At 71.8% G+C, this 22,772-nt stretch carries 18 protein-coding genes and 2 pseudogenes; 10 read left to right on the forward strand and 10 right to left on the reverse strand.

What is annotated here, in order from left to right:
* Nucleotides 1–3: 3 nt before the first annotated feature.
* Both V1460_RS03215 and V1460_RS03220 read right to left on the reverse strand, forming a co-directional pair.
* Nucleotides 4–1,392 carry an MFS transporter gene (locus tag V1460_RS03215; RefSeq protein ID WP_338671993.1) on the reverse strand — a complete coding sequence of 463 codons (1,389 nt, stop codon included), beginning with the start codon at nucleotides 1,390–1,392 and terminating at the stop codon, nucleotides 4–6.
* A 58-nt stretch (nucleotides 1,393–1,450) separates the two neighbouring features.
* Complete coding sequence (locus tag V1460_RS03220) at nucleotides 1,451–1,951, reverse strand: MarR family winged helix-turn-helix transcriptional regulator (protein WP_407077392.1); 501 nt, start codon at nucleotides 1,949–1,951, stop codon at nucleotides 1,451–1,453.
* A gap of 143 nt (nucleotides 1,952–2,094) precedes the next feature.
* Between V1460_RS03220 and V1460_RS03225 the strand changes: the two genes are divergently transcribed.
* The gene (locus V1460_RS03225) at nucleotides 2,095–2,340 is read left to right on the forward strand and encodes a ribbon-helix-helix protein, CopG family (RefSeq protein ID WP_407077393.1); all 246 of its coding nucleotides are present in this window, start codon (nucleotides 2,095–2,097) and stop codon (nucleotides 2,338–2,340) included.
* Between the two features lie 158 nt (nucleotides 2,341–2,498).
* On the opposite strand, the gene V1460_RS03230 is transcribed toward V1460_RS03225, so the two are convergent.
* A complete protein-coding gene (locus V1460_RS03230) occupies nucleotides 2,499–3,980 on the reverse strand; it encodes an NCS2 family permease (protein WP_338671994.1) in 1,482 nt (493 codons plus the stop codon).
* A 227-nt stretch (nucleotides 3,981–4,207) separates the two neighbouring features.
* Here V1460_RS03230 and V1460_RS03235 point away from each other — a divergent pair, with 227 nt between their 5' ends.
* Both V1460_RS03235 and V1460_RS03240 read left to right on the forward strand, forming a co-directional pair.
* Complete coding sequence (locus V1460_RS03235) at nucleotides 4,208–4,492, forward strand: DUF2530 domain-containing protein (RefSeq protein WP_338671995.1); 285 nt, start codon at nucleotides 4,208–4,210, stop codon at nucleotides 4,490–4,492.
* Nucleotides 4,493–4,590: 98 nt separating this feature from the next.
* Nucleotides 4,591–7,059 carry an HAD-IC family P-type ATPase gene (locus V1460_RS03240; protein ID WP_338671996.1) on the forward strand — a complete coding sequence of 823 codons (2,469 nt, stop codon included), beginning with the start codon at nucleotides 4,591–4,593 and terminating at the stop codon, nucleotides 7,057–7,059.
* Nucleotides 7,060–7,139: 80 nt separating this feature from the next.
* Here V1460_RS03240 and V1460_RS03245 read toward each other — a convergent pair whose 3' ends face one another.
* Nucleotides 7,140–10,352, reverse strand: coding sequence for a sacsin N-terminal ATP-binding-like domain-containing protein (locus tag V1460_RS03245; RefSeq protein ID WP_338671997.1), 3,213 nt, complete (start codon nucleotides 10,350–10,352; stop codon nucleotides 7,140–7,142).
* Between the two features lie 698 nt (nucleotides 10,353–11,050).
* Entirely contained in the window at nucleotides 11,051–11,956 is a 906-nt protein-coding gene (locus V1460_RS03250) for a DUF3027 domain-containing protein (protein ID WP_338671998.1), read from the reverse strand.
* A gap of 338 nt (nucleotides 11,957–12,294) precedes the next feature.
* On the opposite strand from V1460_RS03250, the gene V1460_RS03255 reads away from it, so the two are divergent.
* The 4 genes from V1460_RS03255 (at nucleotide 12,295) to V1460_RS03270 (ending at nucleotide 16,010) form a co-directional block, all read left to right on the forward strand.
* A complete protein-coding gene (locus V1460_RS03255; RefSeq protein ID WP_338671999.1) occupies nucleotides 12,295–13,701 on the forward strand; it encodes an MFS transporter in 1,407 nt (468 codons plus the stop codon).
* Between the two features lie 111 nt (nucleotides 13,702–13,812).
* On the forward strand, nucleotides 13,813–14,292 hold the full coding sequence (locus tag V1460_RS03260) for a DUF2771 domain-containing protein (RefSeq protein WP_338672000.1): 480 nt from the start codon (nucleotides 13,813–13,815) through the stop codon (nucleotides 14,290–14,292).
* A 45-nt stretch (nucleotides 14,293–14,337) separates the two neighbouring features.
* The gene (locus V1460_RS03265) at nucleotides 14,338–15,159 is read left to right on the forward strand and encodes a futalosine hydrolase (protein ID WP_338672001.1); all 822 of its coding nucleotides are present in this window, start codon (nucleotides 14,338–14,340) and stop codon (nucleotides 15,157–15,159) included.
* Nucleotides 15,156–16,010, forward strand: a complete 855-nt coding sequence (locus tag V1460_RS03270; protein WP_338672002.1) for a 1,4-dihydroxy-6-naphthoate synthase — start codon at nucleotides 15,156–15,158, stop codon at nucleotides 16,008–16,010. Before V1460_RS03265 ends, V1460_RS03270 begins: the two co-directional genes overlap by 4 nt.
* Before the next feature lie 67 nt (nucleotides 16,011–16,077).
* Here the strand turns inward: V1460_RS03270 and V1460_RS03275 are convergent, their stop codons facing one another.
* Nucleotides 16,078–16,461 (reverse strand): cold-shock protein, encoded by a 384-nt coding sequence (locus tag V1460_RS03275; protein WP_338672003.1) that lies wholly within the window; start codon nucleotides 16,459–16,461, stop codon nucleotides 16,078–16,080.
* A gap of 212 nt (nucleotides 16,462–16,673) precedes the next feature.
* Here V1460_RS03275 and V1460_RS03280 point away from each other — a divergent pair, with 212 nt between their 5' ends.
* Nucleotides 16,674–16,955, forward strand: a complete 282-nt coding sequence (locus V1460_RS03280) for a hypothetical protein (protein WP_338672004.1) — start codon at nucleotides 16,674–16,676, stop codon at nucleotides 16,953–16,955.
* Here V1460_RS03280 and V1460_RS03285 read toward each other — a convergent pair.
* Nucleotides 16,904–17,551 carry an HAD hydrolase-like protein gene (locus V1460_RS03285; protein WP_338672005.1) on the reverse strand — a complete coding sequence of 216 codons (648 nt, stop codon included), beginning with the start codon at nucleotides 17,549–17,551 and terminating at the stop codon, nucleotides 16,904–16,906. The genes V1460_RS03280 and V1460_RS03285 overlap by 52 nt on opposite strands.
* A gap of 151 nt (nucleotides 17,552–17,702) precedes the next feature.
* A complete protein-coding gene (locus V1460_RS03290; RefSeq protein ID WP_338672006.1) occupies nucleotides 17,703–18,701 on the reverse strand; it encodes a hypothetical protein in 999 nt (332 codons plus the stop codon).
* A gap of 42 nt (nucleotides 18,702–18,743) precedes the next feature.
* On the opposite strand from V1460_RS03290, the gene V1460_RS03295 reads away from it, so the two are divergent.
* Nucleotides 18,744–21,323: a helicase C-terminal domain-containing protein gene (locus V1460_RS03295; protein ID WP_338672007.1), complete on the forward strand. Its 2,580-nt coding sequence runs from the start codon at nucleotides 18,744–18,746 to the stop codon at nucleotides 21,321–21,323.
* Between the two features lie 396 nt (nucleotides 21,324–21,719).
* On the opposite strand, the pseudogene V1460_RS03300 reads toward V1460_RS03295, so the two are convergent.
* Nucleotides 21,720–21,866, reverse strand: a pseudogene (locus tag V1460_RS03300) (XRE family transcriptional regulator); the annotation flags it as partial.
* Nucleotides 21,867–22,016: 150 nt separating this feature from the next.
* Between V1460_RS03300 and V1460_RS03305 the strand changes: the two are divergent.
* On the forward strand, nucleotides 22,017–22,526 hold the full coding sequence (locus V1460_RS03305; RefSeq protein WP_338672008.1) for a hypothetical protein: 510 nt from the start codon (nucleotides 22,017–22,019) through the stop codon (nucleotides 22,524–22,526).
* A 34-nt stretch (nucleotides 22,527–22,560) separates the two neighbouring features.
* On the opposite strand, the pseudogene V1460_RS36220 reads toward V1460_RS03305, so the two are convergent.
* Nucleotides 22,561–22,746: pseudogene (locus V1460_RS36220) on the reverse strand (recombinase family protein); the annotation flags it as partial.
* Nucleotides 22,747–22,772 lie beyond the last annotated feature (26 nt).

Here is a 22,772-nt window from a genome sequence, read left to right on the forward strand (position 1 = left end):
CCCTCAGGCCACCGCGGTGAGCTCGCGCTGTTCGCGTGGTACGAAGCGCACCCGTGGGCGGCCCTGCCGCAGGTCCACGCGCATCCGCAGGCCCCCGACCCGTACCAGGATCAGGCCGATCGCCGCCGCGGCGACCAGCGAGACCGCGCCGCCGGTGGCGAAGCCGACGCGGGCGCCGTAGGTGTCGGTGATCCAGCCGACGAAGGGGGCGCCCAGCGGTGTACCGCCGAAGAAGACCATCATGTACAGGCTCATCACCCGGCCCCGCATCGTCGGGTCGGTGGCCAGCTGCACCGAGGAGTTCGCGGTGACGTTGACCGTCAGGCCGATCGTGCCGAGCGGTACGAGCAGCAGCGCGAACATCCAGAAGGACGGCGAAAGGGCCGCCACGATCTCCAGCGCGCCGAACAGAGCCGCCGCCGCGACCAGCATCCGCAGCCTGGAGGAGCCACGGCGGGCTGACAGCAGCGCGCCCGCCAGGGAACCGGCCGCCATCAGGGTGTTGAGCAGGCCGTAGCCGCCGGGGCCGACATGGAAGACCTGGTCGGCGAAGGCCGTCAGCCAGATCGGGAAGTTGAACGCGAAGGTGCCGACGAATCCGATCAGCACGATCGGCCAGATCAGCTCGGGCCGCCCGGCGACGTACTTCAGCCCTTCGCGGAGCTGTCCCTTGCCGCGTGGGACGCGTTCGACCCTGTGCAGCTCGTTGGTGCGCATACGCAGCAGCGCGATCACGGGGGCCAGGAAGAACAGCCCGTTGAGCAGGAACGCCCAGCCGCTGCCCACCATGCTGATCAGGGCACCGGCGACGGCCGGGCCGACCAGTCGGGCCGACTGGAAGTTCGCCGAGTTCAGGCTGACGGCGTTGCGGATCTGGTCCGGGCCGACCATCTCGGAGACGAAGGACTGCCGGGTCGGGTTGTCGACCACCGTGACCATGCCGAGCAGGAGCGCGATCAGGTACACGTGCCAGACCTGGACGTGTCCCGAGAGGGTGAGGACGGCGAGCGCGAGCCCGCACAGTCCGAGCGCGGTCTGTGTGAGCAGCAGGATGTTGCGCTTGGGATACCGGTCGGCGATGACGCCGCCGTAGAGGCCGAAGAGCAGCATCGGCAGGAACTGGAGGGCCGTCGTGATGCCGACGGCGGCCGCGGAGCCGGTGAGGCTCAGGACGAGCCAGTCCTGGGTGATCCGGGCCATCCAGGTGCCCGTGTTGGAGACGATGGCTCCGGTGAAGAACAGCCGGTAGTTGCGGACCTTGAGGGACGAGAAGGTCGTGCTCTTCTTCCCCGTGTCCTCGACGGGTGGCCCGGGTGCCGGCTCGGGGGTGGGGTTCGGGTTGCGGTTCGGGGTCGGTCCGGGTGCGGAGTCTGCTCCGTGTCCCGTACTCAAAAGGGCTCGCCTCCTTGCGCCGATCGGGTGAACGTCCGGGGCGTTCCGATCGGCTTGATCAGTTCCCGGACGGTGGGGTCAGGTGTGCCAGCTTCTCCAGTACCGGGGCCGCTGCGCGCAGCTTGGCCCACTCGTCCTCGTCCAGACCCTCGGCGAGGGACGCCAGCCAGACGTTCCGCTTTCGGCGGCTCTCTTCGAGCATGGCCTCGGCCTGCTCGGTCTGGCTGACGACCTTCTGCCGGCGGTCATCGGGGTGCGGCTCCAGCCGGACCAGCCCCTTGGCCTCCAGCAGTGCCACGATGCGCGTCATCGACGGCGGCTGCACATGCTCTCTGCGGGCCAGCTCACCAGGGGTGGCGGAACCGCATCGGGCCAGGGTGCCGAGCACCGACATCTCGGTGGGGCTCAGCGACTCGTCGACGCGCTGGTGCTTCAGGCGCCGGCCCAGCCGCATCACGGCCGAGCGGAGGGAGTCCACCGCGGCGGCGTCGATCGCGGCGTCCGCCGGTGTGCCCTCGGCCGCTGTGGTGTTCACCGCGGGACGGGAAAGGTCAGGCATGTTCATTAGCGTAACTCATTACGCAGCCTAAGTACCAACCGGTTTCCGTGGGGCGCGGCGGGTGTACGAAGCGTCACCCGAATGGGTGACCCGAGGCCGGAAAGTGACGCGCCGAGCGGTTCCGGCCAGCGAACCTGGCTGACATGGCATCGACAGTGCTCAGTCTGAGAATGGACGAGGAGTTGCTTGCCCGGCTCCGGAAGCATGCCGCCAAACGCGGCATGAGCGTCCAGGACTATGTGGTCCGGACGCTCATGCGCGACGACTTCGACGAACGCTTCAAGGCGGCGGTCGATGAGACGGAGAGGTTCTACGGCCCCGGGGCCGGCCCGGGGTTCGGCCCCGGAGCCGCAGGGGCGGCGGGGATCCACGGCCGGCCCGGGCGCTGAGTGACGGTCCCGACCGACTCACCCGATCGGGCGAATCCCCACTGATGGGGCCGGTCCCGTCCGGGTGGGTCCCGAGCCGAGCCTCCGTCTGAGTGGAGCCGCAGCCGGGGATCCCGGGCGGGCGGGGCCCGATCGTGGGCCGGATGGGGCGGTGCGACCTATGTGAGCCCCAGGGCGGGCATCGCGTAGTAGAAGACGAACACCGCCGAGACGACGTACATCGCCACCGGCACCTCACGGCCGCGCCCGGCTGCCAGCCGCAGCACGGTGAAGGCGATGGAGCCGATGCCGATGCCGTTGGTGATCGAGTACGTGAAGGGCATCATCACCATGGCAAGGAACGCCGGCACGGCCACCGTGTAGTCGCTCCAGTCGATCTCCTTGACCGAACCCGCCAGGATCAGGAAGCCGACCGCCAGTAGCGCGGGCGTCGCCGCCTGGGACGGAACCATCGTGGCGAGCGGGGTGAGGAACAGCGACACCGCGAACAGCGCGCCGGTCACGACGGAGGCGAGACCCGTACGGGCGCCCTCGCCGACGCCCGCCGTGGACTCGACGAAGCAGGTGTTGGCGGAGGACGAGGTCGCCCCGCCCGCCGCGACGGCGATGCCGTCCACGATCAGGACCTTGTTGATCCCGGGGAACTCGCCCTTCTCGTCCGTCAGCTTCGCCTCGTCGCCGACGCCGAGGATCGTGCCCATCGCGTCGAAGAAGCAGGACAGCAGCACGGTGAAGACGAAGAGCGCGCCCGTCAGTGGTCCGACCTTCTCGAAGCCGCCGAAGAGGCTGACCTCTCCGACGAGGCCGAAGTCGGGTGTCGCCACCGGGTTGCCCGGCCACCCGGGGACGGTGAGGCCCCATGCCGTGCCCGGCAGGCTCGCGACCAGCTGGATCACGACGGCGACGCCGGTCATCACCACGATCGAGATCAGGATGGCACCTGGAACCCTGCGGATCATCAGCGCGAGGGTGAGCAGCGTGCCCAGGGCGAACACCAGTACCGGCCAGCCGCCGAGGTGGCCGGTGAGGCCGAGCTGGAGCGGGACGGTGGTGTGGGCGGCGTCCGGGATGCGGGAGACGAACCCCGAGTCGACCAGGCCGATCAGCATGATGAACAGGCCGATGCCGATGGCGATGCCCTTGCGTAGGCCGAGCGGCACGGCGTTCATCACGCGCTCCCGCAGGCCCGTCGCGACCAGCAGCATCACGATGAGGCCGGCGAGCACCACCATGCCCATGGCGTCGGCCCAGCTCATCCGCGGTGCGAGCTGGAGCGCGACGACGGTGTTCACGCCGAGCCCGGCGGCCAGCGCGATCGGGACATTGCCGATGACGCCCATGAGCAGGGTGGTGAAGGCCGCGGTGAGCACGGTGGCGGTCACCAGCTGGCCGCTGTCGAGCTGGTGCCCGTACATGTCCTTCGCGCTGCCGAGGATGATCGGGTTCAGGACGATGATGTAGGCCATCGCGAAGAAGGTGGCGAAGCCGCCGCGTACCTCGCGGGAGATCGTGGAGCCTCGCTCGGAGACGCTGAAGAAGCGGTCGAGCGGGCCGTGTGGGGCGCCGTGGCCACCCGCCTCCGGAGCGGATTCCGGGGTCTGCGGGTTGTCCGCTGGGGTGGCGGGGGGCGTGCGGGGCATGCGGGACCTCATGAAAGGGGTACTTGCCGGTCCTCGCATGCTACTCGGAGCTTTCCGAATGTTCCTTGGATGTTCATACGAAGGATTCGGGCCGGGCGTAAACCGCTTCAGTATGAACGCATAAGATGAAGATTGGTATCTCCGCGCGTAGATGACTGCGGTAGAGCCTCGGCAGCAGCCCGTCGGGGGCCCGTCGGGCGCTTGGGGCAGCCCCCTACACTGGCCGCATGGCGAAGTGGACCCCCAGGCACGAGGCACCCGAGCCCCTTGAGGGGCCCGTCGTCGCCACCATCACCGGCGGCACGATCATCTGGTTCGTCCTGTTCCTCGTGCAGGTCCCCTTCTACGGCTGGTTCGCGGAGCGGGAGCTGACCTGGTGGGTGTGGACCTGCCTGGCCGGAGGCGGACTCGGGCTGATCGGCATCTGGTACGTACGCAAGCGGGATGCGGCGATCAAGCGCGCGCAGGCAGCCGCCGCCGGGGACGGGGACCCCGTGTACCCCGCGACCTGACACTCCGGAGACCTGGCCCCGGAGACCGGTCCTGATCATGACTTGATCCGGACCTCCTCGGCGGGTGAACCCGCCCGTCCCGCCGTACCGTCGAGAGCATGACGCAACGGGCTGGGAGCGACGGCCGCCCCGAGCCCGCCTCGGGCCAGGGCCGTGCGCTCATCGACGCGGGAGCGGAACTCGACCCCGTACACCCCGTCGCACCGCCCGTCCACCACTGCCCGGGCGGACTCACCGCCGCCGGGGTGGCCGAACGGGTCGCGCGCGGCGAGATCAACGACGTACCCCTGCGCAGCAGCCGGTCCACCGCTGACATCATCCGCGGCAACGTCTTCACCCGCTTCAACGCCCTGATCGGTGTGCTGTGGGTGATCATGTTCATCGTCGCGCCTTTCCAGGACACCCTGTTCGGCTTCGTGATCGTCGCCAACACCGGTATCGGCATCATCCAGGAGCTGCGGGCCAAGAAGACCCTGGACGGGCTCGCCGTGATCGGTGAGGCGAAACCCACCGTGCGGCGCGACGGGGTCGCCGCCGAGGTGTCCACATCCGCGATCGTGCTCGGGGACCTCATCGAACTCGGACCGGGCGACAAGGTCGTGGTCGACGGTGAGGTGGCCGAGGCGGACAACCTGGAAGTCGACGAGTCCCTGCTGACCGGCGAGGCGGACCCGGTGCTCAAGCGGTGCGGCGACCAGGTGATGTCCGGCAGCTTCGTGGTGGCGGGCGGGGGCGCCTTCACCGCCACCAAGGTGGGGCGGCAGGCGTACGCGGCGCAGCTCGCCGAGGAGGCGTCGCGGTTCACCCTGGTCAGCTCGGAACTGCGGTCCGGTATCTCCACCATCCTCAAGTACGTGACCTGGATGATGGTCCCGACGGCGATCGGTCTGATCGTCAGCCAGATGGTGGTGAAGGGCGACGACATCAAGGACTTGATCGCCAGGACCGTCGGCGGGATCGTCCCGATGATCCCCGAAGGGCTGGTGCTGCTCACCTCCGTGGCCTTCGCGATCGGGGTGATCAGGCTCGGTCGCAAGCAGTGCCTCGTGCAGGAACTGCCGGCGATCGAGGGTCTCGCCCGGGTCAGCGTCGTCTGCCTCGACAAGACCGGCACGCTGACCGAGGGCGGGATGGACGTCACCGAGTTGCGCGTCCTCGGAGGTTTCGACCCGGCTTACGTGCAGAAGGTGCTCGGTGCGCTGGGGGAGTCCGATCCCCGGCCCAACGCCTCGCTCCAGGCGATCATCGAGGCGTATCCGGACAGCGACGACTGGCGCTGTACGCGTTCGCTGCCGTTCTCGTCCGCCCGCAAGTACAGCGGCGCCGCCTTCAGCGAGGGCGACGGCCAGAGCTCCGCGTGGCTGCTCGGGGCGCCTGACGTGCTGCTTCCGTCGGACGCTCCCGCGCTCGCGGACGTCGACGCGCTCAACGAGAAGGGGCTGCGGGTGCTGCTGCTCGCCCGCGCGGCGCCCGAGACGGACGAGCTTGACGCGTCCGATGCCGCGGCCGGTGTCCGTCCCGCTGCCCTGGTCGTCCTGGAACAGCGGCTGCGGCCCGACGCCGCCGAAACCCTCGCCTACTTCGAGGAGCAGGACGTCGCGGCGAAGGTCATCTCCGGCGACAACGCCGTGTCGGTGGGCGCGGTCGCGGGGAAGCTCGGGCTGCCCGGTGCCGAGCACACCGTGGACGCCCGCCGGCTCCCCGCCGACCGGGACGCCATGGCCGCCGAGCTCGACGCCAACGCGGTCTTCGGCCGAGTCACCCCGCGGCAGAAACGGGACATGGTCGACGCCCTCCAGTCCCGGGGCCACAACGTGGCCATGACTGGCGACGGTGTCAACGACGTACTCGCACTCAAGGACGCCGACATCGGGGTCTCCATGGGCTCGGGCTCGGAGGCCACCAAGGCGGTCGCCCAGATCGTGCTGCTCAACAACAGCTTCTCCACCCTGCCGTCGGTGGTCGCCGAAGGCCGCCGGGTCATCGGCAACATCACGCGGGTGGCGACCCTCTTCCTCACGAAGACGGTCTACTCGGTGCTGCTGGCGGTCCTGGTGGTGTGCTGGCAGGTGGAGTACCCCTTCCTGCCCCGCCACCTGACGCTGCTGTCCACCCTCACCATCGGCGTACCGGCGTTCTTCCTCGCCCTCGCGCCCAACAAGGAGCGTGCCAAGCCGCACTTCGTACGGCTCGTGATGCGGTACGCGATCCCCGCGGGCATCATCGCCGCGATGGCCACGTTCCTCACCTATCTGCTCGCCCGCTCCCACTACGGCGGCCCGGGCGCCCTGGAGGCGGAGACCAGCGCCGCGACCCTGACCCTCTTCCTGGTCGCGCTGTGGGTCCTGGCGATCATCGCCCGCCCGTACACCTGGTGGCGGCTCGGCCTCGTGCTGGCGATGGCCTTCGGGTTCCTGCTGGTGCTGGTGGTGCCCTGGCTCCAGGACTTCTTCGCGCTGAAGCTGGTGGGGATCACGATGCCCTGGACGGCTGTGGGTATCGCGGTGGCGGCGGCGGTGGGGCTGGAGTTCGCGTGGCGGTGGGTGGACCGGCGCTTCCCCGCCTGAAGGGGCGTGAAGCCCCCACCGCCCAGACTTCGACGACCTCCGCGGACGGACGACCGCACGTGCTCCGCACCTCCGTCCGCTCAGTCGAACCAGCGGTCCCGCGCCAGCTCCTCCGTCCGGGACGGGTCCTCCAGCAGGGCCGCCACCTCGAAGCGGCGCGGCCACTGGCCCGCCGCCCAGGCCAGGCCCGCGGCGACGCCCTCCAGCGTGGCCGCGTGGATGGCGCCGTCGGGGGTTCGGCGCCAGTCGAGTTCGATGCCGCCCGCGAGCAGCTCCTCGTGCTCGACGTACGAGCGCGGGGTGGTCGGGCCCAGCAGGGCGTGCACCGACGGCGGGACGTCATGCTCCTCGCCGACCGTGGTCACCTCGGCGTCGACCGCCTCGCTGAGCCGGCCGACCTGGAAGAGCTCCGCCAGGTCCGCCGCCCGATCCGGGGCGACCGGCAGCAGCGGCCGGCCGGCCGTGAGGGGCAGCAGGTCGGGAGCGTCGGCGACCAGGGCGTCGGACGCTTCCACCACCCGTACCTCGCCGTCGACCACCGCGCGCAGCTCGTCCGGCAGGGTCACCTGCTCAGGGTCCAGATCGGCGAGAGCGGTGTAGAGGGCGTGCAGCTGGGCGGGGCTGACCGGGCGGTCGGGGTCGGCGAGGCGGCCGAGCAGCTCGGCGGCGCCACCCGGTTCGTCGAGCAGGGTGGCGACGGAGGTGCGTACGCCCAGGGCGTGCAGCACCTGCTCGTCCTCGAAGCCCGTCGCGTCCGCCGAGTCGTAGAGACCGGCGAGCAGCGGATCACCGCCGGACGCCCGCAGACCGGCCGGGCGGCGGCCGTCGAGCACCGGGTGGTCGCGCAGCCACCACGCGGTGTACGGGCGGATGGTCTCCGTCGTGCCGTCCGGCAGCAGCACCCTGACCGGCTGGGTGAGGGCGTCCCGCAGCGGCGGCTGCGCCAGCAGGGCGAGAGCCTGCGGCCAGCGGTCGTCGTCCACCAGGTCCAGATCGCGCACCGCGACGAGTTCCGTGGCCACGGGCGGCACGGGTGTGTCGGGCAGCCGGTCGAGGACGTCCTCGCACCACACGTCCACGGCGTCCAGCAGTCCGGCGTCGTCCGGTTCGGGGAAGTCCCCTTCGCGGGGGTCGAGTTCGTCGGGGTCGAGTACGACATCGGTGGTCCGTACCAGTGCGAAGTTCGCCAGCACTCCGCAGGCGGCGAGGGGCTGCTCGCCCCAGCGTTCCGCCAGCTCCGCGTCCACCGAAGCCAGTTCGTCCTCGCGCATCACGGAGGCGAACGGGCTTCCCGGCAGCACGAGCTCGGCGGCCGGGGACAGCTCGCCGTCCTCGTCCGGCAGGGCGAGCGCGCCCAGCCACGGCTCGTCGCCCGGCTCCAGACCCGCGTCCCGCACCAGTGCGAGCACGATGTCGGCGAGTTCGTCGGCGTCCGGTGCCACTTCGGCGCTGTCCCACAGCGGCACGTCGTCGTCGAGCGATGCCGCGACCGCCGCCCGAACCTGCGGGGTCGTCAGCACGGCGCGAGGCGTCGCGGGCAGCGCACCCAGCTTCTCCAGGAGGGGGTGCGCGGCTTCCGGATGGGCCACCTTCAGCCCGAACCTGGCCAACCCCTGCGGGGTGTCGGGGGTCGGCAGCAGAACCTGGCGCGGACCGATCGTGGTGCGCACCCGCTGCGGGGCGTGGAGTACGGCCCCTCGCTCCCCGGCCTCGTCGTCCTGCTCTTCCCCGGCCTCGTCCTCGTAGCCCTTGGCGCCGGGGGCGGCGAGCGGCACCGGAAGGCCCGAAAGGCGCTCGGGGTCCACCCCGGCGAGGCTGTCGTACAGCCGCCACCACCACGAAGGGTCCCGTTCGATCCCGGCGAGCCGGTCGATCGCCTCGGTCAGCGGAACGCGCGCCACGCCTAGGGTGCGCAGCTCCACGCGTCGTTCGAGCCCCGCGGGCAGCAGCGTCGGCAGCACATCCGCCAGAACGCGTACGGTGTCGGCGCCCGCGCCCTCCACGACCTCTGCCTCAAGGGGCCGCAATGCCACCACGTCGTCGGACGAGGGCTCGCCGGACCCCGCGGCGGGGGCGGCGGGCGCGGCCGGGGCGAGGAACGCGACACGCGGCAGCAGTTCCAGGATCGCCGCCCGCAGGGCGCCGTCCAGCTCGCCCTTGCCGAGTGGTCCGGGCACCAGGTCGATGGTGCCGGTGCCCACCGGCTGCCAGTCACCGAGCAGCTCGGCGTACGCCTGGGCCGCTCGCTGCACCAGGAAGTCGGTGAGTGGCCCGGGCGCGTGGTGGCGGCGGGCCGTGTCGAGCGGGAGGGTCGCGATGAGCAGGGCGGGAACCCCGAGCGGCTCGTCGGTGGGCGTGGGCGCGTGGACGACGGGAGCGGTCGCCGGATACGACGGCGCCCCGTCGCCGTCCACCGGCACCGCCCAGGTGACGCTCCAGTTCGGGCGCAGCCGCTCCTCCACGGGGCGACCGGCGAGCAGCGCAGGATCGAGGGCCCCGTCGTGGGTGACGACCCGCCAGCGGTTGACGCCGAGCACGCTGTCCTCGATGTGCACATACGGGCCCTGCTCGCTGCGACGCAGCGTCCGGGCCCCCTCCGGGGTCTCCACGACCACCTCGGCCAGACCGGGCAGCGTGAGCAGCAGCGCGTCGTCCACCCCCGCCAGCAGCCTGGCGACCAGATCCTCTGCGGTCCCGTCGCGCAGCGGCAGGATCACCACCGTGTCATAGCCGTCGGGCGCGGTGCCCTCGGCGGGCAGCGGGAGCCGCAGCAGCGGTACGTGCCCGTCGCGGCGGCGCAGCTCGTCGCCGAGACCTGGGCTGCCCTGGGCGGCCTGCGCGGCGAGCCCGCGTGCTTCGGCGAGTGACCACCGGACGCCGCCGTGCCGCCCGACGACCGCGGGCTCGTCGCTGACGGCGAGCACCGCGGCGAAGCCGACTCCGAAGCGGCCCACCGCGCGCTGGTCGTTCTCCCGCTTGGCGGACGCCCGCAGGGTGCTCAGTGACTCGACCCCGGTGGCGTCGAGCGGCGCGCCGGTGTTTGCGGCGACGAGGACGCCGTCGCGCAGGGTCAGCCGGAGCCGCCCTGGTACCCCGGCGCGGCCTGCGGCGTCGGCGGCGTTCTGGGCCAGCTCGACGACGAGGCGGTCACGGTAGCCGCCGAGCGCGAGGTCCTCCTCGGCGTTGGCATCCTCCCGGAACCGCGCGGGGCTCGCCCCCCACGCGTCAAGCACACCGCGCCGCAGCCGCGCCGTTCCGAACGGATCGGCACCCTCGGTCGTCCTGACGCTCACGCCCGTCTCCGCTCTCTTCCGTTCTCTTCCGTCCCTGGTACCGGTGTACCTCCGACCGTGCACCGGTGCGGCCTGAAGGTACCGCGTCCCGCGCCGCGGGCCCCTTCCCGCCTGCCTTGCACCGCTCGAAAAAAACTTTCTGAGCCACCTGCAACCCTGCCGGGGGTCGCACGTCCATCCCTGCGAAGGCGGCGGTACGGCCGACGGCACCGGGGGGACCGGGACGAGAGCAACCGCCAGACCACCCTCGGATTTTCCGAGCCTGCGTATCCCTGGGGGACCTGCATCATGCGCACGCGTCTTTCGTGCCGTTCTGTCGTCGCCGCCGCAGTGCCGCTGACGGCCGGCACCCCGGTGGTCCGTCGGCTTCGGCCTGGACCACAAGCAGTCCGAGAACCTCGACGTCCGACTCACCGGGCTCTCCGGCACCCGGAGCTGACCAACGGTCAGCGGCGCCGCTTTCGAGGCGTACCTCGCCGGTGCGTCGGCCGCCTGGAGGCCGGCGCCTCCCGCACCCATGAGGTACGCATCTCGCTCGGCGAGGCGTTCCCGGCGGGGATCTCGCGGCTACGGGTGTCGCTGAGCAGCGTCGGCGGCGGCGAGACGCTCACGCACACGTCCTGAGGCCCGGTGAACGGGGCATACCGGAGCCACCCCGAGGTGCCCCGTACACCGGTCGCAGCACGCCACGAAAGCCGTTAGCTGTGGCCCAGGTCGTCGGGGGACCCGTCCGCGTGGTCCGGGACGGATCCACTGTCCGGGGCCGGCCGGAGCGGGAACTCGTCCGCCCGCATCGAGTCCAGCACGGGCGCGGCCGGCCTCGGCGGCTTCGGCATGACGGCCGCCTCGGAGTGGCCCCCGCAGCCGTACGCCAAGGACACCACCCGCCCGTCAGCCGGTGAGAACTCGTTCGCGCACACCCCGAACGCCTGCCCGAGCGACCCGCCGAGCGGCATCAGGAAGGCGCAGGACACGCAGGTGGCCGGCGCCGCCTGCGCCATCGGGGTCTTCGCTCCGAACGCGTCGTCCCAGCGGTCGGCCGCCGTGTGCAGCCCGTACCGGGACAGGACCCGGGCGCGCCGCATCCCGAGTTCCTCCGCGACCGCGCCGATCGCGCCGCGTGAGGGGGTACGGGAGACGATCTCGGCGTCCTCGGCCTCCACCCGGTCGGCCATCTCATCCGACACCGCGGAGTTCGGCGGCGGGGCGTCCTCGCCGGAGTAGCCGGGTTCGAGGCGCATGTCGTCCGCCTCGGTGGGCAGCAGGTCCCCGGGGCCCATGTCGCCGGGCCGCAGCCGTTCGCTCCACGGCACCCACTCGGGGGCGAGGAGAGCGTCGGTACCCGGCAGCAGGACGGTTTCGTCGAGCGTGACGACCTTCGCCCGGGACGCCCGGGCGACCGTCACCGCCCAGCGCCAGCCGCGGTAGCCCGGCTCCTTGGACTCGAAGAAATGGGTGACCACGCGGTCGCCCTCGGATACGACCCCGACGTGCTCCCCCACCACCCCCGGCGCCGCCGCTTCCTCGGCCGCCGCCCGGGCGAGGTCTACCGCCTCGGCGCACAGACGGTCAGGGGTACGGCTTCGCGTCGTCGCAGCACTCACAGGTCTCGCTTCTCTCCTACGCCGTCTCACGGGTGCGCGCCGGACGATCCACGATGTACGGGCCGCGGGCGGAGCGGCTGGAATCCGTCCAGAGGCCCGGAGCAGGGTCCGGAACACCGGGGGAGTGCCGCATCGACGTCCGCGCCCGGGCAATCAGTCCCGTGCGCACGCACCTACCACCACCCATTCTGCGGGATGACGAAGAGGCGCGCGGCCGGGAACCACCGCCGGTGGCGCGCTACGCACGCTACCCCCCTCCGCGTCCTACCGCCCACCTGCCCGTCCGAATAGCGGTTCATACCCGTTCCGGATGAGGTCTCGTGGGGCACTATGACGACGTGACAGCCGCGAGGTCGTCCCCCGCGCCCGGGCCGCTGAGCAGGACGGCCCGGGCGGTCGGCCGCGCCCTGCGATCGGCCGGGGAACGGATCGGACCCGTCGGGCGCGCCCTGCGCCGGCCGTTCACCGGCGCGGCGCGAGGAATTCGCCGGGCGACACACGCACATGGCGCGGGCGAGTCCGGACTCGGCAAGCTGATCGAGCTGCACGCGGTGAACGGCGCGGGCGACGTCATGATCACGGTCGCGCTCGCATCGACGGTGTTCTTCGCCGTACCCACCGACGAGGCCCGCGGCCGGGTGGCGCTCTACCTCGCCATCACGATGGCGCCGTTCGTCCTCCTCGCCCCCGTCGTCGGCCCTCTCCTCGACCACATCCCGCACGGTCGGCGCGCCGCGATGGCCGGTGCGATGGCCGCCCGCGCGCTGCTGGCGCTCACCATGTCGGGCGCCGTCGCCACGGGCGGTATCGAGCTGTATCCGGCTGCGTTGGGCGTACTGGTGGCCTCGAAGGCGTACGGCGTCGTCCGCAGCGCCGTCGTACCTCGACTGCTGCCGCCGCGCTTCGCCCTGGTGAAGGCCAACTCACGGGTGACCCTGGCCGGTCTGGTGGCCACCGGGATCGCCGCGCCTATCGCGTTCGGGCTCCAGCAGATCGGCCCTGCGTGGCCGCTCTACGGTGCTTGCGCCATCTTCGCGGCGGGAACGTTTCTGGCGTTCACCCTGCCGCACAAGGTGGACTCCGCGAAGGGCGAGCACAAGGCCCACATGCTCACGCACGGTGAGCGCAAGCCGAGCCTGCGTACCGTGGGGCCCTCCGTGCTGCACGGGCTCCAGGCGAACGCCGCCCACCGAATGCTGTCCGGCTTCCTGATCTTCTTCCTGGCGTTCCTGCTGCGGGTGCATCCGCTGGAAGGGCAGAGTGCGGCGGCGTCGCTGGTGATGGTGGGTGTCGCGGCGGGCGTCGGCAATGCCTGCGGTACGACGATCGGGGCATGGGTGCGGCACCGGCCGCCTGAGGTGATCATCGCGGCGGGGCTGCTGCTCGCGTTGGCGGCGGCGGTGCTCACCGCGGTGTTCTTCAGCCCGGTGATGGTGGCGGTGCTGGGCGCGGTCGCAGGTCTCACCCAGGCGCTGTCCAAGCTGGCGCTGGACGCGATGATCCAGCGCGACGTGCCGGAGGCGGTGCGGACCTCGGCGTTCGCCCGCGCCGAGACCCTGCTCCAGGTGGCATGGGTTGCCGGTGGCGCGATCGGGATCGCGCTGCCGCTGAACGGCGTGCTCGGTATCTCGGTGGCGGCGGCCATCCTCGCGACGGGCGCGGTACTGGCGCTGCGCGGTCTGGTGGTGGCCTCCCGGCGCAGCCTGCCGCCACCGCGCACGGTGCGGGTGGTACGGGTGCGGTGACGCGGCCACCCGTTCTGATGCGGGAGGTGTACGTGGTGCACCTGGGCCTTGGTCGGCGCCACGCCGCACCCCCGCGCGGCGGGACACCGGGCGCCCGATAGCCTTCGGCCCATGACCGTTGCGTTCTCTTCCGGCAAGCGCCGCCGGGCCGTCGCCGCCCTCGGTGCCGTGTCCGCCGGCCTCCTCGTACTCTCCGCCTGCGACAAGCCGACGCCGCTCGCGACCGTGACGGTCGGGACGAACTCGGTCAGCACCGAAGCCGCCTGCTACAACGACGGCGACCCCATCAAGGAATCGCTGATCCAGGGCTGCTTGAACAAGAAGGCCGGCCAGGCCGTCGAGGTCAGCGCGGACGACCGGGTCCGCTTCGGTGTCGAGCCCGAGGTGGCAGAGAACGGCTGGACGCTGTTCATCGGCGGCCAGCAGGCCGAGCAGGAGCCGTACCACAAGACGTACCGGTCCATCCCCGCCAGCGCGTTCTTCTCCTCCCAGACGGGCGAGACGACCAACACCGCGCAGGTCAGCATCGTGGAGACCACCGGCCAGCGACTGACCGGCATCTGGCACTTCACGCTCAAGAAGGAGTCCTAGGAAAGCCGGGAGGACCGGGAGGGTCTGAGCCGACCGGGCTCGCTCATGCGCGTACTCGTCGTTACAGCGGTGCAGGTGGAAGCGGAATCCGTTGCCGCCGGGCTGTCCTCCGCCACCGCCGCACCCATCGCCCCCGGCGGCGGGGCGCGTCAGGGAGGCGAAGGACCGACCGCAGGCAGCGTGGTCCACGGACTGAGCGCCCACGGCCTGAGAGTCGATGGTCTGGACGTCGACGTGCTGGTGGCGGGTGTGGGGCCGGCGGCCGCCGCCGCGGCCACCGCGAAGGCCCTGACCGCCACTTCGCTGATGAGCGGGGCGTACCCGAACGGCGCGTACGACCTGGTGATCTCGGCGGGCATCGGCGGCGGTTTCGCCCCGACGGCCCCGATCGGCGCGCTCGTGGTCGCCGACTCGATCGTGGCCGCGGACCTCGGCGCCGAGACACCGGACGGCTATCTCGGCGTCGAAGCGCTCGGCTTCGGCCGCTCGACCCACGCCCCGTCCCCGCTCTCGGCACAGCTCGCCGATGCCTTGGACGCGGTCCACGGTCCTGTGCTCACCGTGTCCACGGTGACCGGGACGGCCGCCCGCGCCGCGGAGCTGACCGTGCGTCATCCGCGAGCCGCCGCGGAGGCGATGGAGGGCTTCGGGGTCGCGGAGGCCGCGGCGGCGCACGGCATTCCCGTGTTGGAGATCCGTGCCGTCTCGAACGCCGTCGGCCCGCGTGACCGCGCCGCCTGGCGGATCGGGGATGCGCTCGACGTGTTGCGGCTCGCGTTCGCCGGGCTCGGACCCGCACTCGGCCCCGCGGCCGGTTCCGGGCCCAAGGCCGGGCCCAGGCCCGTAATCGAGGAGGAGGCCCGATGACGTCGACCACTCTCAAGATCGCCTACTCGCCCTGCCCCAACGACACGTTCGTGTTCGACGCGTGGACGCACGGTCGGGTCCCGGGCGCGCCGAGGCTCGATGTGACGCTGGCCGATATCGACATCACCAACGGCATGGCCGAGCGTGGTGAGTTCGATGTGCTGAAGGTGTCGTACGCGGTGCTGCCGTACGTGCTCGACCAATACGCGCTGCTGCCGTGCGGCGGCGCGCTCGGCCGGGGCTGCGGACCACTGGTGCTGACCCGCGAGCCGGGCGCCGCGCGGGAGCTCGCGGGCAGGACCGTCGCGGTGCCGAGTGAGCGCTCGACGGCGTATCTGCTGTTCCGGCTGTGGGCGGCCGACAGGGTCCCCGATGGCGTCGGGGAGATCGTCGTCATGCCGTTCCACGAGATCATGCCGGCCGTGCGGGACGGCAAGGTGGACGCGGGGCTGGTGATCCACGAGGCGCGCTTCACCTACCCCGGCTACGGGTTGCACTGCCTCGCCGACATGGGCGAGCACTGGGAGTCCACGACCGGGCTGCCGATCCCGCTGGGCGCGATCATCGCCAAGCGCTCGCTGGGTGTCGGGACGTTGGGGGTGCTGGCCGAGGCGGCCCGTACGTCCGTCCGGATGGCCTGGGACGACCCGACCGCGTCACGGCCCTACGTAATCGAACACGCCCAGGAGATGGACCCGGCGGTGGCCGACCAGCACATCGGTCTGTACGTCAACGAGTTCACCGCGGACCTCGGTGAGAGCGGATACGCGGCGGTGCGAGGGCTGCTCACCCGTGCGGCGGCGGAGGGGCTTGTGCCGCCGATCGCGCCGGAGGCGCTGGCGTTCCCCTGAGGCCCGACCGAAATCCGGCCGTGGGACTCTGTCCCACGGCCGGATTTCGCTGCCTCTACGACACGCTTCAGACGTCGAGCTGGTCGGCCACGGCGCGCAGCAGGCCCGCGATCTTCTTGCCGTGCGCCTTGTCGGGGTAACGGCCGCGCTCAAGCTGAGGCGTGATGTTCTCAAGCAGCGTCGTCAGGTCCTGCACGATCGAGGCCAGCTCGTCCGGCTTGCGGCGCTGCGCGGCGGCGACCGATGGGGTCGGGTCCAGGATGACCACCGAGAGAGCCTGATCCCCTCGCTGACCTGCGACAACGCCGAATTCCACGCGCTGTCCCGGCTTGAGGCCGTCGACTCCGTCAGGAAGCACCGACGAATGGACAAAGACGTCGCCGCCGTCGTCGCGGGAGAGAAAGCCGAAGCCCTTCTCGCTGTTGAACCATTTGACCTTGCCGGTAGGCACGTCTGTCCTCGTCCTCGTACTCGTCGGGAATTAGGGTTCTTGTGGTAGATATGGTGAATATGGTAAGCAGTGGAAATCTGGTGTGAAAACTGCTCTGGATAGCACTGCAGCGGGTCGTTGTCTGACCCGCCATCACCCATAGGCTAATGGTCCCGGGCCCGCTGACAAGACGTCCCCGGTGGTTTCCGTGCGCTGGGAACTACCCTGGTCGAGTGACTCATGAAACCCAAACGAATTCGTCCCGTTCCGCCGCTGGGCCCGGTGATGGGCTGGTACGCGCCGGCGGGATCGTCTTCATCATCGGCACTGTGGCCACTCTCGTCACAGTGGCCCCGCTGTTTCTCGGTACGGAGCCGTTTCCGCCGGTTGCCTACGCCGTCTGCATGCTGATGGGGCTCGGATTCCTGATCGCGGGTGCCGGAGTGCTCCGGTCCATCGCGGCTCAGCGCCGCGAGGCCCGCTCCGCCTCTCCGTCTCCGTCCGCCTCCGCGTAGGCGGCGAACCACTCCGGGAACGCGGTGAGGTCCGGGAGCACCACATCCGCCCCGGCGGCCGCGAGCTCATCCGCCCCGCAGGGTCCCGTCGCCACGCCGACGGACAGCGCGCCCGCTGTCCGGGCGCCGCGTACGTCGCCGGTGTGGTCGCCGACGTACACCTGGGCCCCGTGCGTGCGCAGCGCCCCAGCCTTGTCCTCCGCCCACAGGCTGCCGATCAGCGCGTCCGGCTCGATGCCGAGATGGTCGAGATGCAGGCGCGCGCTCGGCTCGTGCTTGGCGGTGACCACGATCGCCCGCCCTCCGACCGCCCGGATGGCGTCGATGGACTCCAGGGCACCCGGCAGCGCGGGGCTCGCGACTATCGCGTGCAGGGCGTAGATCTCCCGGTACCGCCCGGCCATCTCCTCGACGCGCTCGGCGGGGAACCACTGCGCGATCTCCCGCTCAACCGGCGGTCCGAGCCGGGAGACGGCGAGGTCGGCGTCGATGTGGACCCCGGCCTCGGCGGCGAGGGCGCGGTAGACGGCGTGGATGCCGGGGCGCGAGTCGATCAGGGTCATATCGAGGTCGAACCCGATGGTGAGCGTGCGCATGCGTCCATTCTCCTCGGTGCGCGCTTCGCCGGGGAGCGCGCCCATGCCGGAGCGGCGCCCCTGGCCCAATCGGGGTGCCCGCCTCCGATGAAGGCTCGGCTCACCGCAATCCGGAGAAGCCGCCATTCTCGGGACGTCCCGGCCCCCGCCCTCAGGACTTGCGGGCCCGATACACCAGATACAGCGCCGTCGCGACCGCCGCGCCACGCAGCACCCAGGGCCAGGCCCCCGCGAGTACGTCCGCCATCGCGTCGCCGCCAGGGGGGATCGGCTCGCCCCATCGGCCGTTGACGCGGCCCCACAGCCAGACCGCCGCGCCGCCCGCGACCGCGCCGGGGAGGCCCAGGACGGCCCATTTCGCCTGGCCGCGGCTCAGGGTGCCGGAGGCGTAGGCGAGCAGCCAGCCGAGGCCGAGCGCGAGCCAGGAGCCGAGGATCGTGCCGATGACCAGCAGAGCCGCCGCGAACAGCAGGAACGGGTTGCCGAGCGAGCGCCGGGCCGCCGTCTTCCCGCCCACTTCACCCGCGCCGGCGGGCTCTCCCGGCTCCCCGGCGGTACGGCGGCGCAGCCCTGGCAGCCACCGGCGCCGGGCGGGCACGGCCGACTCCACGCCTGCCCCACCGCCGGCTGTCGCTTCCCCGGCACCGTCCGCTTCCGCGTCCTCGCCCGGCGGAGGCTTCAGTATCTCGGGGATCTCCACGCCGCCGACGAAGCCGCCGATCCCGCTGTCCGCCGGGTCCGGCCCGATGCGCCACCAGTCGGGTTCGCCCCCGGATGTGCCGAGCTCGTCCGTCCCGGCCAGATGCGGCGGTGACGCGGCCGAATCCGAAGCCACGCGCGGGCGTGGCACACGCGGCGTCCGCTGCACCCGCGCAGGGGCCGGCCGAGGCGGCACGGCGGGCTCGCCGCCCGACCCGGCGCCGTCGGGCGACGCCGCGGCCACCACCTCGTCAGGTGTGCCGAGACGTCCCAGAATGCGGCGCACGGCGGCCGGGTTGTCCGTGCCGTGTCTGGCGCGCTGCCGGTCGATCTCGTTCCGCAACGACGTCACGAGCTGCATCCTGGCCCCGGAAGGCAGCTGGTGCTGCTGGGCCAGATCGCCGACCCGGCTCAGGTAGTCGAAGACAAGCTGATCGCTCTCGATCCCCACGGTCCTGACGTTAGCGCGGGAACACGGGCTAACGTGGGGCGGATGGGGACCGGTGAGCTCGATCTGGAGGCGCACGTGGCCGTACGTACGGTCGGCGAACGCGGCAACAGCGGCGGCGAAGGCGGCAACGGCGATGCGGGGCGTCCGGCGCCCCGCACGCTGGCGGAGGCACTGCGAGCCCGCGGTGACGCAGGGCTGGCCGCGCTGCTGCGAGCCCGCCCCGACCTGCTGATCCCGGTGCCGAACGACATCACCCAGCTCGCCACCCGCGCGGGCACGCGCGGGTCCGTCGTACGCGCGCTGGAGCGGCTCGACCGATTCGCGCTCCAGACCGCGCAGGCGCTTGCGGTGGCCGCCGAACCCACCTCGTACGCGACCGTACTCGGCCTGCTTGCAGGCGATGACGGTGACGGCGGTGACGGCGGTGACGGCGGCGGCGCGGGCGATCCGGCGATCGCCGCCGCACTGCCCCGCGCCCTGGCCGTGCTGCGCGAGCAGGCGCTGGTCTGGGGCGACGACGACCGGCTGCGGTTGGTGCGTACCGCACGCGAACTGCTCGCCCCGTCCCCGTCGGCGCCATCCCCGACCGGTCTCGGCCCGACCGTCGCCGAAGCCACGGCGGGTATGTCGCCGCAGCGGCTCCAGGAGATCCTCGCCGTCGTCGGGCTGCCGGGGACGCATGACTCGGTGTCGGCCGTGGGGGCGTTGACGGCCCTGTTCACCGACCGGGAGCGGATGGCTGCGCTGCTGGACACCGCGCCGCCGGATGCGCTGGCGGTGCTGGACCGGCTGGTGTGGGGGCCGCCGTACGGCGAGGTGACCGCCGATCCGACCCCTCCGGTGCGCTGGCTGCGGGACCACGGGCTGCTGCTGCCCGCGTCCCCGCGCACGGTCGTGCTGCCGCGTGAGGCGGCACTGCATCTGCGCGGGGGCAGGGCGCACCGGACGCCGGAACCAGTGGCACCGGAGGTGGTGGTCGCGGCCGAGCACGGTCCACAGGTTGTGGACAGCACGGCGGCGGGACAGGCGTACACGGCACTCGCCACCATGGAGGAACTGCTCAAGGACTGGCAGACCGGCGGACCCGCGGTGCTCAGGGCGGGCGGGCTGAGCGCGCGCGACCTCAAGCGGACGGCGGCGACGCTGGACGTGACCGAGCCGATCGCCGCCTTCTGGATCGAGCTCGCCTACGGGGCGGGGCTGCTGGGATCGGACGGGGAGGCCGACGAACGCTTCGTACCCACCCCCGCGTACGACACCTGGCTCGACCTCCCGGCCGCCGACCGCTGGACGGCGCTGGTGGCGGCGTGGCTCGCCGCCACCCGTACCCCGGGTGTGGTGGGCGGCCAGGACGCCAAGGGCCGCACGCTGGCGGCGCTGGGCCCGGACCTCGACCGCGGCCCGGCCCCGGAGGTGCGGCGGCGGGTGCTGCACCTGCTGGCGGACCAGCCGCCCGGCGCTTCCGCCGACCCGGACTCGGTGCTGGCCCGGCTGCGCTGGGAGCGCCCGGTACGGCCCGCGCGTCCGGACACCGTGGACCTGCGTACGCGTATCGCGGGCTGGACCCTCATGGAGGCCGAACTCCTCGGCCTCACCGGCCGCGGCGCCCTCTCGTCGGCGGCCCGTGCCCTGCTCGCCGCGGACACCTCCGCCGACGGGGACCGGCTCGCGGCAGCGGCCATCGCCCCGCTGTTCCCGCCGCCGCTGGACCATGTGCTCCTCCAGGCCGACCTGACGGCGGTAGCGCCGGGCCCGCTGGAGCGACCGCTCGCCGACGCCCTCGACGTGCTCGCGGACGTGGAGTCGAAGGGTGGCGCGACGGTGTACCGGTTCACGCCCGCATCCGTGAGACGCGCGCTCGACGCCGGGCAGGCGGCGGCGGATCTGCACGCCTTCCTCGCGAGACACAGCCGTACGCCGGTGCCGCAGCCGCTGAGCTATCTGATCGACGACGTGGCCCGCAAGCACGGCCACCTGCGGATCGGATCGGCATCGGCCTACGTACGCTGCGACGACGACTCCGTGCTCGACGAGATCCTCGCCGACCGCCGGTCCCAGCCGCTGCGTCTGCGCCGCCTCGCACCCACGGTGCTGGCCGCCCAGGCGGACCCGGCGAGCCTGCTGGATGGCCTGCGGGCGATGGGCTTCGCCCCCGCCGCGGAGTCAGCCGAAGGCGACGTCCTGATCACCCGCGCCGACGCCCACCGCACCCCGCCCCGCACCCCACCGGTCCCGGTACCCGACGGCCCCCCGGCACCTGACGACACGCTGCTCGGCGCGGCGGTGAGGGCGATCCGCGCCGGAGACCTGGCCGCGACCGCCACCCGCAAACCCGCCCCCGCCGAGGCCGTCCCCGCCGAGACAGCTCCCGGGGAAGGCCGTCTCCCGCGCACCACTCCCGCCGAAACCCTGGCCACCGTCCAGGCCGCCGCCCTCACCGGCTCCGCCCTCTGGATCGGCTACGTCAACGCCGACGGCGCCGCGAGCCAGCGGGTCATCGCCCCCGTCCGCGTGGAGGGCGGCTTCGTCACGGCGTACGACCACACGGCCGACGAGGTGCGGACCTACCCGCTGCACCGGATCACGGGCGTCGCGGAACTGGCGGACGAGCCACACTCCTGACGCACCGTCAAGAGCCCTTCGGCGACAGCGAGCAGAGCTGGCATCGGGAGAAGGCGGTCCGGCCGATGGCCCACGAACCGCCCAAACCGCCCCTGCGGTGCACGCGGGCCACGGCCGGACGTACGCCGCGCGCCGGATGCCTTTCGCGGCCGACGGAACGTGAACCGCCCCGGTCCGACCGGTCACACGCGACTGCCCCTTTCGGCCGGCACACCACCGGCCGTCAGGAAGAATCCTCCGTCGCGCTGGCGCCTGATCAACCCCCGCAGGACTTCCGGAACCGGCCGCTTACGCTTAGCACGCCAGGGAGTGCACCGAAAGCCCCGCCCGACTGCGTTGTGAGGCCGTCGTCGGATGGGGCACTTGCCTGGGACCGCCCCGTGGTGTCAGCGCGAATCACTCTGGCGGCTTGCTGTACCTCGCCATCGTGGCCTTGCTCGTGGAGCGGTCCACCAGCCGCAGTTCCCAGGGGCCGGTATTCACGTCGAAGTCCTTACCGAAGCCGACCCACTTCCCGGCCATGCGCCGTCCGGTCGGCTCGACCGGGTGGCTGCGGGCAGCGCTGGACGCAAGGGCCGGGGCGGTAAGCGACACCTCTGCAGTCGCAGAGTTGAACGCGTTCAACGACTCTGGCAGGGTATCTCTCCACGGCCCACTCGTATCCGTTGGCCGATGTGGGCTGGAGGGGGCCTGGTGGCGGGCGGACGCAGGCTGTATGCGTGGGGGGCGGCCCTCGGTGGCCTGATGGTGGTTCTGGCTGCTCTGACGGCGTGCGCCGGCCCCTATCAGTACTACGGGGGAACCGGGATCCACGACACCACGGCGGCCGAAGTCGCCGGGGGCTGGGAAAACGTCGAGGGGACCCGCGTGGTGCTTCGCAAAGACGGAACGGCTCTCTTCGAAAAGCTCGACGGACAGGACTTCGACTTCGAGGACGGCTGGCGCCTCTCCGGTACGGGAACCTGGCAACTGGCCGACGACGACGGCGGACAGGCCGTCCGGCTCGCGCTGACAGCCCGGACCCGGGTGGAGAGCCGTTCCCCCACGACGGCCACTGACACCTCGGCTTCCGAACCCCCATCGACATACGCGTGGTCCTTTTACGTGGACCGCGATCAGCACGACGAGTTGAGGCTGTTCTTCTTCTACGGCGATCCCGACATCGGGAACGCGTACGTGATGACGCGCGAGACAGGGTCGTAGCCATTCGTTGATCGCTGCGACCGGCACGGTCGGACAGGACCCGTTGCAGGCCCGGACGGTCCGGTCCGCGGGAATAGCCGGACGCGTCGATGTCTTCTTCTCCTGCGATGACGTTCCAGCCTCTGGCCTGGCACAACGCCTCGCACGCCGCCCGTTGGCGCTCCGGCGAGGTAGACTCTCCTGTTTCGCGTGAAAGTCGTACGCAGATGGCAGCGCGCATTCCCGGCGCACTTGCCGAGACGCCCT

Source organism: Streptomyces sp. SCSIO 30461 (assembly GCF_037023745.1).
GTDB lineage: Bacteria > Actinomycetota > Actinomycetes > Streptomycetales > Streptomycetaceae > Streptomyces.

Coding starts and splice junctions, on each gene's coding strand:
- V1460_RS03220 (WP_407077392.1), bottom strand. CDS start 1,951: ATGCCTGACCTTTCCCGTCCCGCGGTGAACACCACAGCGGCCGAGGGC.
- V1460_RS03225 (WP_407077393.1), top strand. CDS start 2,095: ATGGCATCGACAGTGCTCAGTCTGAGAATGGACGAGGAGTTGCTTGCC.
- V1460_RS03230 (WP_338671994.1), bottom strand. CDS start 3,980: ATGCCCCGCACGCCCCCCGCCACCCCAGCGGACAACCCGCAGACCCCG.
- V1460_RS03235 (WP_338671995.1), top strand. CDS start 4,208: ATGGCGAAGTGGACCCCCAGGCACGAGGCACCCGAGCCCCTTGAGGGG.
- V1460_RS03240 (WP_338671996.1), top strand. CDS start 4,591: ATGACGCAACGGGCTGGGAGCGACGGCCGCCCCGAGCCCGCCTCGGGC.
- V1460_RS03260 (WP_338672000.1), top strand. CDS start 13,813: ATGACCGTTGCGTTCTCTTCCGGCAAGCGCCGCCGGGCCGTCGCCGCC.
- V1460_RS03265 (WP_338672001.1), top strand. CDS start 14,338: ATGCGCGTACTCGTCGTTACAGCGGTGCAGGTGGAAGCGGAATCCGTT.
- V1460_RS03270 (WP_338672002.1), top strand. CDS start 15,156: ATGACGTCGACCACTCTCAAGATCGCCTACTCGCCCTGCCCCAACGAC.
- V1460_RS03285 (WP_338672005.1), bottom strand. CDS start 17,551: ATGCGCACGCTCACCATCGGGTTCGACCTCGATATGACCCTGATCGAC.
- V1460_RS03295 (WP_338672007.1), top strand. CDS start 18,744: ATGGGGACCGGTGAGCTCGATCTGGAGGCGCACGTGGCCGTACGTACG.